The sequence below is a fragment of the Rhizobium sp. KNZ14-9A genome, assembly GCF_056755015.1.
The window spans coordinates 1,153,341-1,168,362 of record NZ_JBPGXB010000001.1 but is presented as its reverse complement, the minus strand read 5'-3'; the positions used below and the strand labels follow the sequence as shown (position 1 = coordinate 1,168,362).

General features: G+C 59.3%; 14 protein-coding genes and 2 pseudogenes. 14 read left to right on the top strand and 2 right to left on the bottom strand.

Annotated elements, in window-relative coordinates; genetic code table 11:
* Positions 1–176 precede the first annotated feature (176 nt).
* The 9 genes from ACR9ZQ_RS06085 to ACR9ZQ_RS06045 all read left to right on the top strand — a co-directional run bounded on the left by ACR9ZQ_RS06085 (position 177) and on the right by ACR9ZQ_RS06045 (position 9,713).
* On the top strand, positions 177–740 hold the full coding sequence (locus tag ACR9ZQ_RS06085) for a methyltransferase domain-containing protein (RefSeq protein WP_481427252.1): 564 nt from the start codon (positions 177–179) through the stop codon (positions 738–740).
* Positions 741–936: 196 nt separating this feature from the next.
* Positions 937–1,410 (top strand): DUF2147 domain-containing protein, encoded by a 474-nt coding sequence (locus tag ACR9ZQ_RS06080; RefSeq protein ID WP_481427251.1) that lies wholly within the window; start codon positions 937–939, stop codon positions 1,408–1,410.
* Positions 1,411–1,475: 65 nt separating this feature from the next.
* Positions 1,476–2,234, top strand: coding sequence for a DUF2306 domain-containing protein (locus tag ACR9ZQ_RS06075; RefSeq protein WP_481427292.1), 759 nt, complete (start codon positions 1,476–1,478; stop codon positions 2,232–2,234).
* A gap of 90 nt (positions 2,235–2,324) precedes the next feature.
* Positions 2,325–2,792 carry a (2Fe-2S)-binding protein gene (locus ACR9ZQ_RS06070; protein WP_481427250.1) on the top strand — a complete coding sequence of 156 codons (468 nt, stop codon included), beginning with the start codon at positions 2,325–2,327 and terminating at the stop codon, positions 2,790–2,792.
* Positions 2,789–3,481, top strand: a complete 693-nt coding sequence (locus tag ACR9ZQ_RS06065; protein WP_481427249.1) for an Isoquinoline 1-oxidoreductase subunit — start codon at positions 2,789–2,791, stop codon at positions 3,479–3,481. Before ACR9ZQ_RS06070 ends, ACR9ZQ_RS06065 begins: the two co-directional genes overlap by 4 nt.
* A gap of 78 nt (positions 3,482–3,559) precedes the next feature.
* Positions 3,560–5,716 carry a xanthine dehydrogenase family protein molybdopterin-binding subunit gene (locus ACR9ZQ_RS06060; RefSeq protein ID WP_481427248.1) on the top strand — a complete coding sequence of 719 codons (2,157 nt, stop codon included), beginning with the start codon at positions 3,560–3,562 and terminating at the stop codon, positions 5,714–5,716.
* Positions 5,717–5,913: 197 nt separating this feature from the next.
* Positions 5,914–6,531 (top strand): (2Fe-2S)-binding protein, encoded by a 618-nt coding sequence (locus ACR9ZQ_RS06055; protein ID WP_481427247.1) that lies wholly within the window; start codon positions 5,914–5,916, stop codon positions 6,529–6,531.
* Between the two features lie 3 nt (positions 6,532–6,534).
* Positions 6,535–7,536, top strand: a complete 1,002-nt coding sequence (locus ACR9ZQ_RS06050) for an FAD binding domain-containing protein (RefSeq protein ID WP_481427246.1) — start codon at positions 6,535–6,537, stop codon at positions 7,534–7,536.
* A complete protein-coding gene (locus ACR9ZQ_RS06045) occupies positions 7,533–9,713 on the top strand; it encodes a xanthine dehydrogenase family protein molybdopterin-binding subunit (RefSeq protein ID WP_481427245.1) in 2,181 nt (726 codons plus the stop codon). The genes ACR9ZQ_RS06050 and ACR9ZQ_RS06045 overlap by 4 nt, the downstream gene beginning before the upstream one ends.
* A gap of 126 nt (positions 9,714–9,839) precedes the next feature.
* Here the strand turns inward: ACR9ZQ_RS06045 and ACR9ZQ_RS06040 are convergent, their stop codons facing one another.
* Positions 9,840–10,205: a DUF1330 domain-containing protein gene (locus ACR9ZQ_RS06040; protein WP_481427244.1), complete on the bottom strand. Its 366-nt coding sequence runs from the start codon at positions 10,203–10,205 to the stop codon at positions 9,840–9,842.
* Positions 10,206–10,320: 115 nt separating this feature from the next.
* Between ACR9ZQ_RS06040 and ACR9ZQ_RS06035 the strand changes: the two genes are divergently transcribed.
* Positions 10,321–11,256 carry a cupin domain-containing protein gene (locus ACR9ZQ_RS06035; RefSeq protein ID WP_481427243.1) on the top strand — a complete coding sequence of 312 codons (936 nt, stop codon included), beginning with the start codon at positions 10,321–10,323 and terminating at the stop codon, positions 11,254–11,256.
* Positions 11,257–11,332: 76 nt separating this feature from the next.
* Here ACR9ZQ_RS06035 and ACR9ZQ_RS06030 read toward each other — a convergent pair whose 3' ends face one another.
* Positions 11,333–11,986, bottom strand: a complete 654-nt coding sequence (locus ACR9ZQ_RS06030; RefSeq protein ID WP_481427242.1) for a TetR/AcrR family transcriptional regulator — start codon at positions 11,984–11,986, stop codon at positions 11,333–11,335.
* Positions 11,987–12,066: 80 nt separating this feature from the next.
* On the opposite strand from ACR9ZQ_RS06030, the pseudogene ACR9ZQ_RS06025 reads away from it, so the two are divergent.
* From ACR9ZQ_RS06025 to ACR9ZQ_RS06010, 4 genes and pseudogenes are all read left to right on the top strand, one after another.
* Positions 12,067–12,806 (top strand): annotated as a pseudogene (locus ACR9ZQ_RS06025) (SDR family NAD(P)-dependent oxidoreductase).
* Positions 12,807–13,292: 486 nt separating this feature from the next.
* Positions 13,293–13,871 (top strand): acyltransferase, encoded by a 579-nt coding sequence (locus tag ACR9ZQ_RS06020; RefSeq protein ID WP_481427241.1) that lies wholly within the window; start codon positions 13,293–13,295, stop codon positions 13,869–13,871.
* 41 nt (positions 13,872–13,912) lie between these two features.
* The gene (locus tag ACR9ZQ_RS06015; protein ID WP_481427240.1) at positions 13,913–14,878 is read left to right on the top strand and encodes an AraC family transcriptional regulator; all 966 of its coding nucleotides are present in this window, start codon (positions 13,913–13,915) and stop codon (positions 14,876–14,878) included.
* 40 nt (positions 14,879–14,918) lie between these two features.
* Positions 14,919–15,005: pseudogene (locus ACR9ZQ_RS06010) on the top strand (NADP oxidoreductase); the annotation flags it as partial.
* Positions 15,006–15,022 lie beyond the last annotated feature (17 nt).

Here is a 15,022-nt window from a genome sequence, read left to right as displayed (position 1 = left end):
GCGCTCGAAGGAACCCATCGGAATCTGATGTTTGATGGGCAGCAAAACCATCTTAGTGAGCATCAACCCGATCTGGATCGCTCTTTGTAGTCTGGTTAAGGCAGTCGGTTCTCGGTCATTCGACCATGCTCCGACGCTTCAACGGGGATGGCGAACTTAAATTTTGAGAAGTGCAAATGCATCAAGCATTTTCCCTCCTTCTGCTCGCCGCTGTCTCGACGGTCTGCCTTTCGTTGCTGTTTTTCCACGCATTGACGAGGGTACCGTCATGGCCGCTTGGAGAAGCGGAAGCATCCGACGTCATTGCCCTGTTACGAGAGGCGAATCTTTCTGACACGGCCGTGATTTATGATCTTGGGTGTGGATGGGGTTCGCTTCTGATCGCACTCAACAAGGCTTTCCCCGAGGCGCAGGTGAAAGGGGTGGAGATCTCGCCTTTCCCTTGCTTGGTGGCCTGGATCCGGACGAAACATCTCCGCAACGTTTCGATTATGAGAAAGAATTTCTATTATTGCGACGTGGCGGATGCCGATGCGGTGGCGTGCTATCTCATGCCGAGCGCGATGTCCCGATTATCGGAATTCCTGGACAGGACCGTGCGCCCCGGCACCGCCGTCGTCACAGTCACGTTCTGGTTCCGGGGCCGGTCGCCTAGGACAACAAAGGAGGGCCCTGGTCTGCGCGGTGCTGTGGCACTGTACGTCTGGCCAGCGATTTCTGCGCCACGCCACACTGGGTAAACTTGCCTATGCTCAGGCTCCGCGACATCAGGGGCGGGCAGCCCTCGATACGCAAGAGGCCAACGATCCGCGGCGAGGCGGAGAAGCTACCAAAGTATCAGCCTCGGAGGATCAGGCACATAATTTGAGGTCTTCGACATTCTACAGTGGGCGCTCTCGCCGTAGTTTTTCTCCCTAAACGGAAAAGGACGTTGATATGCTGAACTCGAAAATCAGGAAGTTCTCCCTGGCAGTCACGCTAACGGTCGGAATGGTGGGTTTACAGATCACCGCGGCTGCCGCTCAAGCTTCGTCGCCAAACGAGATCGAGGGGGTTTGGGAAACAGAGGAGCGCAACTTCAAGTTCGAAGTATACGACGCCGGTGGCAGCTTTGCTGCCCGTGTCATTTATGGCGATCGGCTCATGGAAGCGGACGGTAAGACCTTCAAGAAGGACGTCCACAATCCCGACCCAAAGCTAAGAAGCCGGTCGCTTGAGGGTATCACTTTTCTCACCGATCTGAGATGGGATCCACAGGATCGCCGTTGGGAAGACGGCAAATTCTACGACGGGTCGTCGGGGCGCACCTATTCAGGGCGGGCATCGATGCGAGACGGTGCCCTCGAACTGCGAGGTTATGCGGGGACGCCGCTCCTCGGACGGACTATGGTTTTGTATCGCTCGCAATGACGGCTTTCCCGGGAAACAGCCGCAGTTTTCACAGTCTGGCTGCGCGCTGGAGTGCGGTATTGCTTGTGGCGGTGAGTTGGCTAAGCGGCGTCATATTCGCCGCCTACATCATTGCGTTTTTTGGCGGTACGCTCGTTGGCGGTGAGGCCTATCGATGGAACGAGGCGCTGCCCGGTTTGTACGATCGGTCATCGCCCCTGTCGACGAGTGCCATCGGTGCCCATTTCGTGGCCGGAAGTATCCTCGTTCTTCTGGGTCCTGTCCAACTGATCGGCAGGCTGCGCCAAAGCATCCCCTGGCTTCACAGGTGGCTCGGGCGGATTTACGTGGTTTCGGCCGCCGCAGCCGGCGTGGGAGGTTTGGCTTTCATCGTTGGACAAGGCACCATCGGCGGCCCTCTAATGGATGTCGGGTTCGGCCTCTACGGCGCTCTCATGGTGCTGAGTGCAACCATGTCCTATCTCCACGCGCGGTCGAGCCGTTACTCTTCGCACCGTGCCTGGGCGATCCGGCTGTTTGCACTCACCATCGGCTCCTGGCTCTATCGTATAGAATATGGTGCCTGGTTTTTGCTATCACGTCTCTTCGGCGCCTTGGCGGAATTCGGGGACTGGTTCGACGCCATCATGGTTTTCTTTTTCTACGTCCCAAACTTGATTGTCGCCGAAGTCGTCATCCGTACCGGCCAGCAAAATCGCACCGCGAGTATGAACCTATCCGCATCGGCCTTGTTCGTGGCCGCAAGCGGTTTCATTGCCTTCGTCACGCTGATGTTCACCGCTCACACGTGGGGTCCGAAAATCGCAAGTGGCATCACACTGTAGCGCCGAGGATTAGGCATGTTTTTTGTCGGATCGGGTATGTCCGAGCAAGTGCGCACGATCCAAACTACCTTTGCCAAAGGGATTTAGTCCATGTCTTACACGCTTTCGGTCAATGGCCGGACCCACGATGTTGACGAAGATGGCGAAACTCCGCTTCTGTGGGTGCTTCGCGATCACCTGTCGCTGACGGGCACAAAATACGGGTGTGGCGCAGCTCAGTGCGGCGCCTGCACCGTCCATCTTGATGGGAGGCCAGCTCGATCCTGTTCGGTCCCGTTACGAACGGCCGTGTCGGCGCAGATTTCCACAATCGAAGGCATCGACGGCGCTGAAGCAGTAGCTCTTCGGGATGCCTGGGTAGCGCGCGATGTACCGCAATGTGGGTTTTGTCAATCCGGTCAGATCATGAGCGCGATCGCACTGCTGCGAGCGAATAAACAGCCTACGGATCAGGACATTGACATTGCGATGAGCGGTAACCTCTGTCGCTGCGCCACCTACACTCGAATTCGCGCAGCCATCCACGATGCGGCGGCAAGGCTCGGTGCGCCGACATGACCCGCCCCCCGTCCAAAAAGGGAAGATGGCGTCGCCGGCTAAAGCTCGCGTTTTCTACGGTATTCGCGGTGATCGTCGTTACGGCCGCCGCGGGCCTCGTCTACGCCCTTTATCCCCGCACTATGCCGCAGACGCAATCGATCGAGGCCAGACTGCAGCCCGCTGAGCTTGATCGCTTGCGTCAGGTGGCGGACTTCGATGAGATTACAGACACGACTGCGCGGTCTGTCGCGCTGTTTGAAGAAGCTGCCCGTGTGATCGAGCATCCACGTTGCATGAACTGTCATCCGCGCACGGATCGTCCCACCCAGACGGAAGCGATGCGTCCGCATACGCCCTGGGTTACACGTGGCGCCGATGGCGGCGGAGCCTCGACGCTTCGTTGCTCAACCTGCCATCAGTCCGAAAATTTCGAGGCGTCGGGTGTGCCCGGGAACCCCAAGTGGAGGCTCGCGCCGATCGAGATGGCCTGGCAAGGCCAGACGCTCGGGAACATCTGCAGGCAGCTCCTGGATCCGGCACGTTCGCATATGACGCGTGATGAACTGCTTCATCACATGGCGCAGGACGAACTGGTGGGCTGGGCCTGGCATCCGGGTGCGAACCGCAAACCCGCCCCCGGCACTCAGGAAGCTTTCGGCTCATTGATCAAGGCTTGGCTTGATACGGGCGCAGCGTGCCCCCAGTGAGTAGGCTCAAGTGAGAGCAAGGATGACAATAGGAGAATGTCCGTGAGCGACGCCCCAGACAGGAAGCCACGATTTCGGATGACCCGTCGACGCTTGATTTTGGGTGGCTCCATGATCGGCGGCGCTCTCGTGGTAGGCTACGCCGCAACCAACCCGATGCAGGCTGTCGGCGCCATCCTGCAAGGGGGAGGCGACGACCCGGAGCCGAGCGCTTTCGGACCATTCATTCGCATCTCCGATGACGGCTGGGTGACAATCGTCAACAAACAGCAGGAATTGGGCCAAGGGATTCACGCAGGGCTCGCCGCGATCGTCGCAGAGGAACTCGATGCGGATTGGGACAAGGTGCGCGTCGTTGACGCGCGCAGCAACGTCCGCGCCTACGGCGTGCAGATGACAGCAGGTTCAAATTCGATCGCTTCGAACTGGGATCTCATGCGCAATGCGGGTGCCGCGGCGCGCGCGATGTTTATCCAGGCGGCAGCCGCTCGCTGGGGCGTGCGAAGTGGTGACATCGTCGTCCGCGACGGTATCCTATCCCATTCTGGCTCTAACCAAACCGCGACCTTCGTCGAGCTTCTGGCCGAGGCCGCCCGGCAAACCCCACCTGAGACGCCGATCCTGAAACGCCGAGAAGATTATCGGTTGATCGGCACGGAGCGCGTTCGGCGCAAGGACAGCCTGCCGAAGAGCACAGGTGCCCAGGTCTATACGCAGGATATCCAGCGTCCGGACTTACTGGTCGCAATGGTCGCTCATAGTCCGCGCTTCGGCGGAAAGCTGCTGCGCTTCGATGCGTCCGACGCCCTGAAAGTAAAGGGCGTCACGCATGTGTTCGCCATCGAGACGGGTGTCGCCGTCCTTGCCGGGACGACGTTTGCCGCCAAGCGAGCGCGCGAAGCACTGCGTATTGAATGGGACGACAGCGAAGCCGAGATGCGATCTTCTCCCGATCTCGTGGCCTATTTCCATGACATCGCAGCCGGTCGTACCGAGGTGGAGCCCGGCAGTTTTCAGACGACGGGCGACACGCCGGAAGCGCCTTTCGACGGCGATGTTGTCGAGTTCGCCTTTGATTTCCCTTATCTTGCACATGCGCCGATGGAGACGCTCAATTGCGTCGCCAAGGTCGATGGCTGGGATGTTGCCATCACATCGGGTGCTCATCTCGTAACGGTCGATCAGGTTCAGGCAGCGCTGACCGCTCGGACCGTTCCGGGCCGGGTCGACATCGAGGTGATCCCTGCCGGCGGTTCGTTCGGCCGCCGCGGTGGCATGAGCTCCGACTATGTCGTCGAGTGCGTGCGGATCGCAAAGCGAGTCGAGGGTCGCTCAGTCAAGCTGATCTGGAGCCGCGAGGACGACATGAGGTTGGGCTACTTCCGGCCAATGTCGCATCATCGGGTATGGGTCCAGGTTGCCTCGGATGGATATCCGGAGCGTTGGCGCTTCCATTCGGTCTGCCAGAACTTGCTTCCCATCGCTCCGAACTTCACGGCGACCGAGGGTATCGCGGACTCACCTAATCTATCCACCGCGACAACCGTCGACGGCAAAATTTTCACGCCATCGTTTCCGGTCACTGTCGGGTTCTGGCGATCGGTCGGCAATTCGCATACCGCCATGGTGATGGAACACATCGTGGATCAGTTGGCGCGCCGGGCGGGTAAGGACCCGGCCTCTTACCGTCGTTTTCTATATCAGAAGGCTGGCGATACGCGTCGGCTGGCAGTACTCGATGAGCTTTGCGCCAGAGCGGGCTGGGATACCCCGCTCGAAGCGGGGTGGGCGCGCGGCATGGCGATCCACCAGGCGTTCGGCACGGTCGTTGGCCAGGTTGCTGAAGTTCGGCTGCTTGATGGCCGGCCGATCGTGCGTCGCGTCGTAGCCGTCGTCGATTGCGGAATCGCGGTTGCGCCGGACCAGATCGCTGCTCAGATGGAAGGAGGCATCGGTTTTGGCCTGTCCGCTGCCTTTTACGGCGCGATCACGCTCGTGGATGGACTTGTGCAACAATCAAACTTTGATCGATATCCAGTCTTGCGAATGAACGAAATGCCCACTGTCGAAACCTATATCGTCGCGTCTGACAACAAGCCGACTGGGATGGGTGAGCCAGGAGTGGCGCCGATCGCGCCGGCGGTAGCGAATGCCATGCTTGCCTTGTCTGGCACGCCGACACAGCGCCTCCCGTTCCTCAATGGCGCAATGAATGCCGGCTTTTCGATCTCTTAAGGCAAACGCGACCTCTGCGCCCAGCCACGGCCGCTGCAGATAATTCCATTGCTAAGTGCAGCTAATCAGTCCGCGCGATATTTGCGGGCTAATCCTTCCGGCCGGCCTGACTTAGTTTGAAAGGAATATGCGGTTTCGGTTTAGGCCGGAACGGATGACGCCAGCATTGTTGCAACCCAACAGGAGACGAAATCCAAATGTCAGACACGCGCGATAGGCAGTTTCTTGAGATCACCCGGCGACAGGTTTTAGAGGCCGGAACGATTGTCTCGGTGTCGGGGTTGCTGCCACTGGCAGCGCAGGCCCAAGCGCTGAGCCCGCAGCCGGCACCGGAAAACGGCGCAACAGTTCAGGTGAGTTTCCATGTCAACGGCCGGCCGAGCGCACTGGAAATTGATGCGCGGGCATCCTTGCTGGATATGCTGCGCGAGCGACTAGGATTGGTCGGCGCCAAAAAGGGATGCGACCACGGTCAATGCGGCGCCTGCACTGTCCACATAGACGGGCGCAGGGTCGCCTCCTGTCTGACACTTGCCGCCAAAGTCGATGGCCGTGACGTCACGACCATCGAAGGTATCGGCAGCGCGGACGCTCTACATCCCATGCAGCAGGCCTTCATTGACCATGACGCCCTGCAATGCGGCTACTGCACGCCCGGCCAGATCATGGCGGCAATCGCCTGCGTCAAGGAAGGTCATGCGTCTACACCCGAGGCGATCCGGGAATATATGAGCGGCAACATCTGTCGATGCGGAGCTTATGTTGGCATCGTTGCCGCGATTGAGCAGGCAGCGCCCCTGATTGAGCGGAGCTGAACCATGAGATCCTTATCCTATGTCCGCGCCAAAAATGTCAGCGAAGCGACCGAGGCCTTTGCGGCCGCCGGCGAAGGTGCGCGCTATATCGCTGGCGGAACCACTCTCTACGACCTGATGAAGCTGGGTGTTGAGCGCCCCGCTCACCTGATCGATATCGCTTCTCTTGCGGGAGCCGATCGCATCGAGACCAGCGGCGACGTTCTGTTCTTTGGTGCCGGAGCCCGGATGGCCGATGTTGCCGAAGATGGCGTCGTCCGCCGTGACTATCCGGTTCTGGCCGAGAGCCTCTCGAAAGCCGCCTCTCAGCAGCTTCGCAACATGGCGACCGTCGGCGGCAACCTCCTACAGCGGACCCGTTGTTCCTATTTCAGGAACGGCGCAATCGGTGCCTACCCGTGCAACAAGCGAGAGCCCGGCTCCGGATGCGCGGCGATCGGCGGCCTTGATCGTGGGCAAGCCGTGCTCGGCATCAGTGACGCTTGTACAGCCGTGTCGCCGGGTGACTGGCCCGTCGCGTTGACCGCGATGGACGCAACGATAGAGCTTCAGGGGCCCGCAGGAACGCGTTCAATCCCTATCTCTGAATTCTATCTGTTGCCCGGCAAAACGCCCCATTTGGAGTTTGGGATTGGTCGCGGCGAGATCGTGACGGGGATCTCAGTCCCCAAGACAGTGGCCGGGCGAAACTCGACCTACCTCAAGGTGCGTGATCGCGAGTCCTATGCGTTTGCCCTCGCCTCGGCAGCTGTGGCGCTGGCGATCGATGGTGATCACGTGCGGCAGGCGCATATTGCACTTGGCGGCGTTGCCACCCGGCCTTGGCGGGCACGCGAGGCGGAGGCGCTTTTAAACGGTCGAACGATCGAACCGGACATTGCGCTGGCTGCCGGCAGAGCAGCATTCGCCGATGCCCGACCAGGCGTGCACAATGCATTCAAGATTGAACTCGGTGCTCGCACCCTTGCCGATGCCATCATGACAGCTGGAAGGAAGATGCAATGACGCAGGAACGGACTACTGACCGCCCTCGGGTCGATGCTTATGAAAAAGTACTGGGTCGGCCACTGTACGCGGCAGATCAGCCAATCACCGGCCTGCTGCATGCGATGACGGTTCCCGCAACAATCGCCAGGGGACGGATCGAAGCGATCGACGCAACTGCCGCTGAAAATCTGCCAGGCGTCGTGCGCATCTTCACGCATGAAGATTTCTCGCAGATCAAGACGACACCTGCCGCTCGCGGTGCCTATGGGCAGCCAGGCAAAGGCCATCAGCCGATGACGAGCCCGGTCGTGCGCCACCGGGGCGAACCGGTCGCGATGGTGGTCGCGGAAACGTTGGAGGCCGCCATCGAGGGCGCCGAAGCCATCAAGGTCCGCTACGCCGAAGAGGCATTCAGCACCCGCATGGAGGACGATCTTGCCAGTCCGGAGCCGGAGCCCGATCGACAGCTGTCCTCCGGTGACGTGCAGGCAGCCTTCGCCGCCGCTCGTCATCGTATCGATGTCGAGTATCTGCATCCCCAACAGCATCACAATCCGATCGAGCTGATCTCGACGACCGCCGCATTCGAGGATGGTGAACTCCGGATCTATGAGGGCACCCAGGCGGCGTCAGCTTTTGCCGGCGGCCTTGCAGGGATGATGGGGATGGAGCCGACCCGGCTGCGCGGCGTAAGCCCCTACACCGGCGGTGGCTTCGGCCAGAAGAATGGCATTCAAGAGCAGAGCGTGCTTGTTGCGAGCGCCGCCACTCTACTGCGCCGTCCCGTGAAACTGGTGATGCCGCGCGGTCAGCTGTTTCATACGGCGTCCTATCGCCCAAGAAGCCGTCACCGGGTTCGGCTCGGGGCGGACGAACAAGGTCGCCTCCTGGCAGGCCTTTATGAAACGGTCCAGCAAAATAGTCGGTATGATGGGTTTGCGTGTGATCACGGCGCCAATCCCCCTCGCATGTACGAATATGGTGCCTGGGCAGGAAGCGACCGGATCATCCGGGTCGACACCCAGACGCCCGGCCACCAGCGTGCCCCGCATGAGCATCCCTCAAGTTACGCCACCGAATGCGCATTTGATGAGTTGGCTGAGGCTGTCGGAATGGATCCCGTCGAGCTCCGCATCCACAACGACGCTCAAAATGACCCGATTACTGGCAAGCCCTTCTCTTCCCGCCATCTTGTGGACTGTCTAAGACGGGGGGCGGAGCTGATCGACTGGAGCCGACGAGCCCGTGAACCTGGCTCATTGGTAGCAGAGAACGGAGACCGCATCGGCCTCGGGGTTGCCTGTGGGAGCTACAAAGGATCGATGACGGCAGCGGTTACGACACTTCGTCTGTCGGCAAGCGGACGATGTGAGATCTCGACATCCGGCCACGAGATGGGACAGGGCATCCGTAGCGTCATTGCCGCTGAGCTGATCGAAATTCTCGGCGTGGACCCGTCCAAGCTCGATATCCGCATCGGAGATACTGGACATGCGCCGCAGCATATAACCGCCGGCTCATGGGGAACCGGCAGCGTTGCGCCGGCAGCGCGAAGCGCCGCCTTGAAACTGCGGGAAGAGCTTAGCGTTCTAACCGGCGCCCCATTGTCCGAAGAACCGGTCCATGTCCAGATTGCCCGGACCCGCCGCCCCTCATTGGAGGTCACTGTCAATACGATCCCGCTTGGCAAAGACGGACAAGTGATCGAGCAATTGCGCAGAGGTATCCCCTCAACCACCGGGCCTGAATATCCAGACTTCATGGCCTTCAGCTGGATCGCCCATTTTGCCGAAGTTCACGTTGAGACGTCGACCGGGCGTGTACGTGTCAAACGCGTCGTCAGCGTTGCCGACTGCGGGCGGGTCATGAACCGGCGCACGGCCGAAAGCCAGGTCAGAGGCGGTGTGGTCTGGGGTATTGGCGCGGCTCTGCGCGAGGCGGGTGAAACAGACCCCCGCTTCGGCGGTGTCCTCAATAATGACCTTGCCGAATATGTCGTGCCGGTCAACGCCGACATCGGCGTGATCGATGTCGATTTCATCGACCAACCGGACTTCAAGCTCAACATGTCCGGCGTCAAGGGTCTTGGCGAGGTCGCCATGGTCGGAGCGGCCGCAGCCGTCGTCAATGCCGTCTACAATGCGACCGGCAGACGTGTACGACATCTACCCATCAGGATTGAAGACCTGCTGTAAAGCAGGTCTCAACGGCAAGCATGGGAGACGAAGGAAGGGCACAAGATGCCCATTCCTGGGCACAGTTACGCGGCGCAAGAGTGGCGCGATCTCGCAGCCTTTTGGAATGCGCGACGGTTTAGCTGTTCATCGAGTCATTGTGCGGATAGGCTGCAGTACCGCCTCTTCCAGGGCCGACATCCGGATTGGATCGGCAACGGCGTAGGCTGGGTCAGCGATCATCTCGACGAAGGCTGTCCGTTTTGGGTAGCGTACCAGCGCCACCGCGTCCCAGGATTGACCGGGTTCGGCGCAGAGCGCGATTACGCCATCGCCGGCGAACACGATTTCCGCGCCGTATCGGGCGACGATCGGGCCGGCCATGGCGAGGTAGTCGAGATAACGCTGGCGCCCTCCGTCTTTCTTGAACCGAAGCAAGTTGAGCATCACGACGGGTTTCTCATCATCTTCGGCAAGAAAGCGGTCAATGTCAGCGGCGGTGACTTTGATCATGATAATTCTCCAGTGATAGGGGGCATCAGCCTCGTTCAATCGTCCGGAAAATTATGCTATGGCCCCTGCACGCTCCATAATGGAAACCCCAGAATACTTTATCTGAAGCCCTAAAATGGATCCCTTCCTCGATCTTATCCGACTGCTGCGGCCGCGCGCTGCTCTTCTGGGTCGCGGCATTGACGCCGCCGGTGACTGGGGCCTGAGCTTTCCAGCGCTGGGAGACCTGTTGTTTTTCTGGATAGAAGACGGCACTTGCCAGTTGATACGGCCTGGTTGCGATCCGCTGTCGCTGGAAAAAGGCGACTTCGTGCTGCTGCGGACAGTGCTTCCCTTTACGCTGGCCTCAAACCGGGAAGTAGAACCGTTGGACAGCGTCACGGCGGTAGCCGCCAAACAGGAGGGACGGTTGAGGCTGGGCTCTGGTCAGGAAAGACCGATTTCGCTCCACATGGGCAAATTTCTGTTCTCGACAGCCAACGAGGATCTGCTGACGGATCTTCTCCCGCCGATCGTTCAGATCCACTCCCGTTCGCCCAAACTCCACCGGCTTCACAACCTGCTGACGCTGATGGAATCCGAAGGCCGTGATCCCGGGCCGGCCAGCGAGTTCATCATCGTCCGTCTCGTCGAACTGGCGCTTGTCGAAATTCTCAGGACGCCCAATTTGGATTTTCCGGAAACCGTCACCCCCGCTACCCGCGGCCTGCTTGCCGGCCTTCGAGACCCCGTCGTGGCCAAAGCAATCCGTGCCGTTCACGAGAATGTCGGCCGGGAATGGACGGTCGACGCTCTGGCAAGGCATTGCGGTGTCTCGCGGTCCACCTTCGCCACGCGCTTTCGTGCCGTCGTTGGGGTAGGTCCGATCGCTTACATGCTGCGATGGCGCATGGCGCTTGCGAAGGAGGCGCTCAAGTCGGGAACGGCCAGGGTAGAGGAAATTGCCTTCTCAATCGGCTACAAGTCGGCGAGCGCGTTCAGCACCGCCTTCACACGCGCCGTCGGCTGCTCACCGAGCCGCTTCGCAGAAAGCGCGTCCCGCTCCGCATAGGATGCAGGTTTGAAGCCCGCTACCGTTCTGATCGGCCTTCACTGCAATAGGATCAGGCCTTGCCCTTTATGTTTAATCAGTTGCCGGTGATATTATCCCAGCCGGAAAGCGCAATTTCCGCCACATCGTGCAGTTCGGCGCGGTCCGCTCCATCCCGGGCACGGATCGCCATGCCGCTTTGAACCGTTTGCACGAACCTCGCCAGTTTGGTCGTGTCTGCCGTCGTCCTGAGATCGCCATCACTCTTGGCTCTCTCAAAGCGCGCTTTCAGAATATCGAAACCGCCTGCACGCGTCGCTCGCATGAGTTCGCCCAGTTCGGAGTGTCCTTCACTGCCAACAGTGGCAAGCGTTGCCATGCAGCCATGCGGGAGATCGAGATCTCCACCGGTCATGGCGGTCGCGGAATCCTGGAGAAAGAGCAGCGCGGCCTGCCTCGCTGTCGAAGCAGCCCTGAAGCGGGTCCACACCAACCCCTCGTAGGTCGTGTAATAGTATCGGAGGGCCTCGGCATAGAGCGCTTCCTTCGAACCGAAGGCCGCATAAAGGCTCTTGGTTCCGATCCCCATTGCCTCCGTCAGGTCGGCGATCGAGGTCGCCTCGTATCCCCTGATCCAGAAAAGCCGTGTCGCCGCGGCAAGCGCAGCCTGGCGATCAAACTCCCGCGGCCGCCCGCGTGGAGGACGCGTCGAAGGTGAGCTGGCTGGCGGTATCGAAACATCATTTTGCATCGACCACTGCATAAATCAGTTGACGGCAGTTTGCAATGGCTCTACCCATTTGTGCATCGATCACTGCATAAAAGGAAAAGATCGTGGATCTGCATGGGAAACGCGCACTTGTGAATGGCGGTTCGAGAGGAATAGGGGCTGCGATTGCGACCGCCCTTGCCGAAAATGGGGCCGATGTTGCATTCACCTACCAGCGCTCGGCGGAACGGGCTGCATCGGTGGTTCAGACGATCGAGCAGAAAGGCCGGCGCGGGCTAGCCATTCAGGCCGACAGTGCTGACCCGGACGCAATCAGTCGCGCCGTCAACCAGACGGTTGACGCGCTTGGGGACTCGATATTCTCGTCAACAGCGCAGGTATTGGAACCGCCGGTATGAGCGCAGATCTCGCACTCGCCGACTTGCAGGCCATGCTTGATGTGAACGTTCGTGCGCCCTTCCTCTTTGCTAAGGCAGCAATTCCACATCTCTCATCGGGGGGCCGGATCATCTCTATCGGCTCTTCGCTGGCAGAGCGTGTGCCTTTTCCGGGCGTGACAGCATACGCTATGTCGAAATCGGCGCTTCTGTCGTTTACGCGTGGACTTTCGCGCGAACTGGGGCCTCGAGGTATTACCGTCAATCTTGTTCTTCCTGGTTCCACCGACACTGAAATGAACCCTGCCAATGGCGAGAATGCTGACTATCAGCGGAGCCTCACATCGCTTGGACGATTTGGCGAGCCCGCGGAAGTTGCGAGCGCAGTCGCTTTCCTGGCTGGTCCCGCCGCAAGTTTGATAACGGGCGCGGTTCTCAACGTGGACGCCGGGTTCAACGCCTGATCCGGTTGACAAAAAGACATAGGGTCGGAGGAGAAAGTAGCTTCTGGCCCCTCAATCGAAGGGACCGGCGCGGCTCTTGATTGCTTAGGAAGGTACGCGCTGTCTATCAATGCTTCTACCGCAGTGATCCTACTTCGATCCGGCATCGTCAACAGAGCGAGCTAAGGACATCGCAGGCTTCTGCTCCTTTCTTTCGCGGGTAAGTTTCCAGGCGGTTTGGAGCGGACGGGCGGGGGCCGGCTTCGGCAGAGCATTAGGCAAATTTTTTGGGAGATTAGGCATGGTTTTTTAGGCCGATCCCGTGGCAACGTCATGTAAAAAACTTGGTCGTGTCCGGAGCCGCTCCCGTCGAAGCCCTTGATTTATATCGCCTTCTCAGACGAAGGCTTCTCATCAGGAGGTAAGTAATGATGCGGCGCTGTTCGAGTATTCGGCAAGTCACTGACCCTTATGACGTGATGTGGCCACAGGCTATTGGAACGTTCTATGATCAGTAAGATTCTGCAGCGTCTATCGAGCATTCGATCACACAAGTGTGTCAAGTTGAGAGGAAAGGGTCGTGTTGAGATAAAGGGAAGCGTAACGGGAGCCGGAACCATCGTCCTAGGCGAAGGGTGGAAGGGCCTCATCGCGGAGCCCACACAACTTGTGATCAAGGAGAACGGTCAACTCATTCTAAATGGCCAGTTTACCCTTCATTCGGGCGGCACGATCGGTATACAAAGTGGCGCCAAACTTACCCTCGGGAGCGGGTTCGCCAATCGCCATTCGTGGATCTCATGCGGCTCTGAAATCACCATGGGTGACGAGGTTTTCATCGCCGACCAGGTGATCATTCGCGACTGGGATGGTCATACTATCGTTGGTCGGCCGGACAAAGCGCCCACCAGGATCGGCAATCATGTTTGGATCGGAATGCCACCCGTTATTCTCAAGGGTGTGACGATTGGCGACGGAGCCGTTGTTGCGGCTGGTGCCATTGTCACGAAGGATGTGCCGCCCGGCGCTGTGGTCGCCGGCAACCCGGCCAAAGTCGTTAAAGATGGCGTTCAGTGGGTTGCCTGATCACGTGGTTCCCCACACAGTACAGTTAACAAGGAAAGCCAATGAAGGCCGCAGTTTACCAATCACCCGGCGCTCCTGAAGTCCTGCGCTACATCGACGTTGCGGCAGCAAAGGCTACAATGGATCAGCTCGCCTTCTTGACCGAAACCATTGCGCGCCACTGCCCGGAAGATGGCGTTCATGCATCTGATATTCCCGGCGTGACGCTAATCCGGTCTTCAATGCCGACCATTCCAATGCCAGCACTTTACGAGCCCACGCTCAGCCTCGTTGCTCAAGGCCAAAAGCGTGCAGTACTCGGCGATGCGGCCTTTACATACGATCCATCGACCTACCTGATTGCATCGGTCGAGCTGCCGGTGATGGGATCAGTTATCGATGCAGTTCCGGACCGGCCTTATCTTTGCTTACAGTTGCATTTGGACACTTTTGCCATAGCTGAACTCGCGATGCGCTTTCCGGCTTCGAGCGTAGAGCCTGCGAGACCATCCACCGGGCTTGCACTTTGCCGGACTACTCCAGCGGTAGTCGATGCCGCACTTCGCCTTGTGGGTCTGCTCGATACGCCGGAAGACATCGACGCGCTCGCGCCTTCTACCGTGCGCGAAATCCTCTATCGGCTATTGGGCGGTGAGAGCGGAGCAATTCTTCGGCAGATGGCCCGCGCGGACAGTCGCCTGAATCAGATTGCTCGAGTGATCTCGTGGATTCGGACGCATTTTCGTGAGAATTTCTCAATTGAGCAGGCGGCGGCGGAGATCGCCGGAATAAGCCGGTCGACTTTCCACGCGCATTTCAAAGCGGTCACGGCCATGAGCCCGCTTGAATTCCGCACTCAGCTCAGGATGCAGGAGGCACAGCGCCTGATGGTCAGCAACAAGATGGACGTGGCCAACGCGGGCTTCCAAGTCGGTTATGGCAGCCCATCGCAATTCAGTCGCGACTACGTGCGCATCTTTGGGCTTCCACCGGCGCGTCACACCAGCCGACTGCGCAACTCAGCCTGAGCTGCTCTGCCTTTAGGACGCTCTGTGTGTTTCGGCGTGGAATATTGGACCCATCTCAATCGGTGGCCGGCTCGCGCAGTTCCCAGGCGGACCATTACCGGCAAACAATTTCGTCAAGTTTTCCTAAACCCTCTCTGGAGAGCA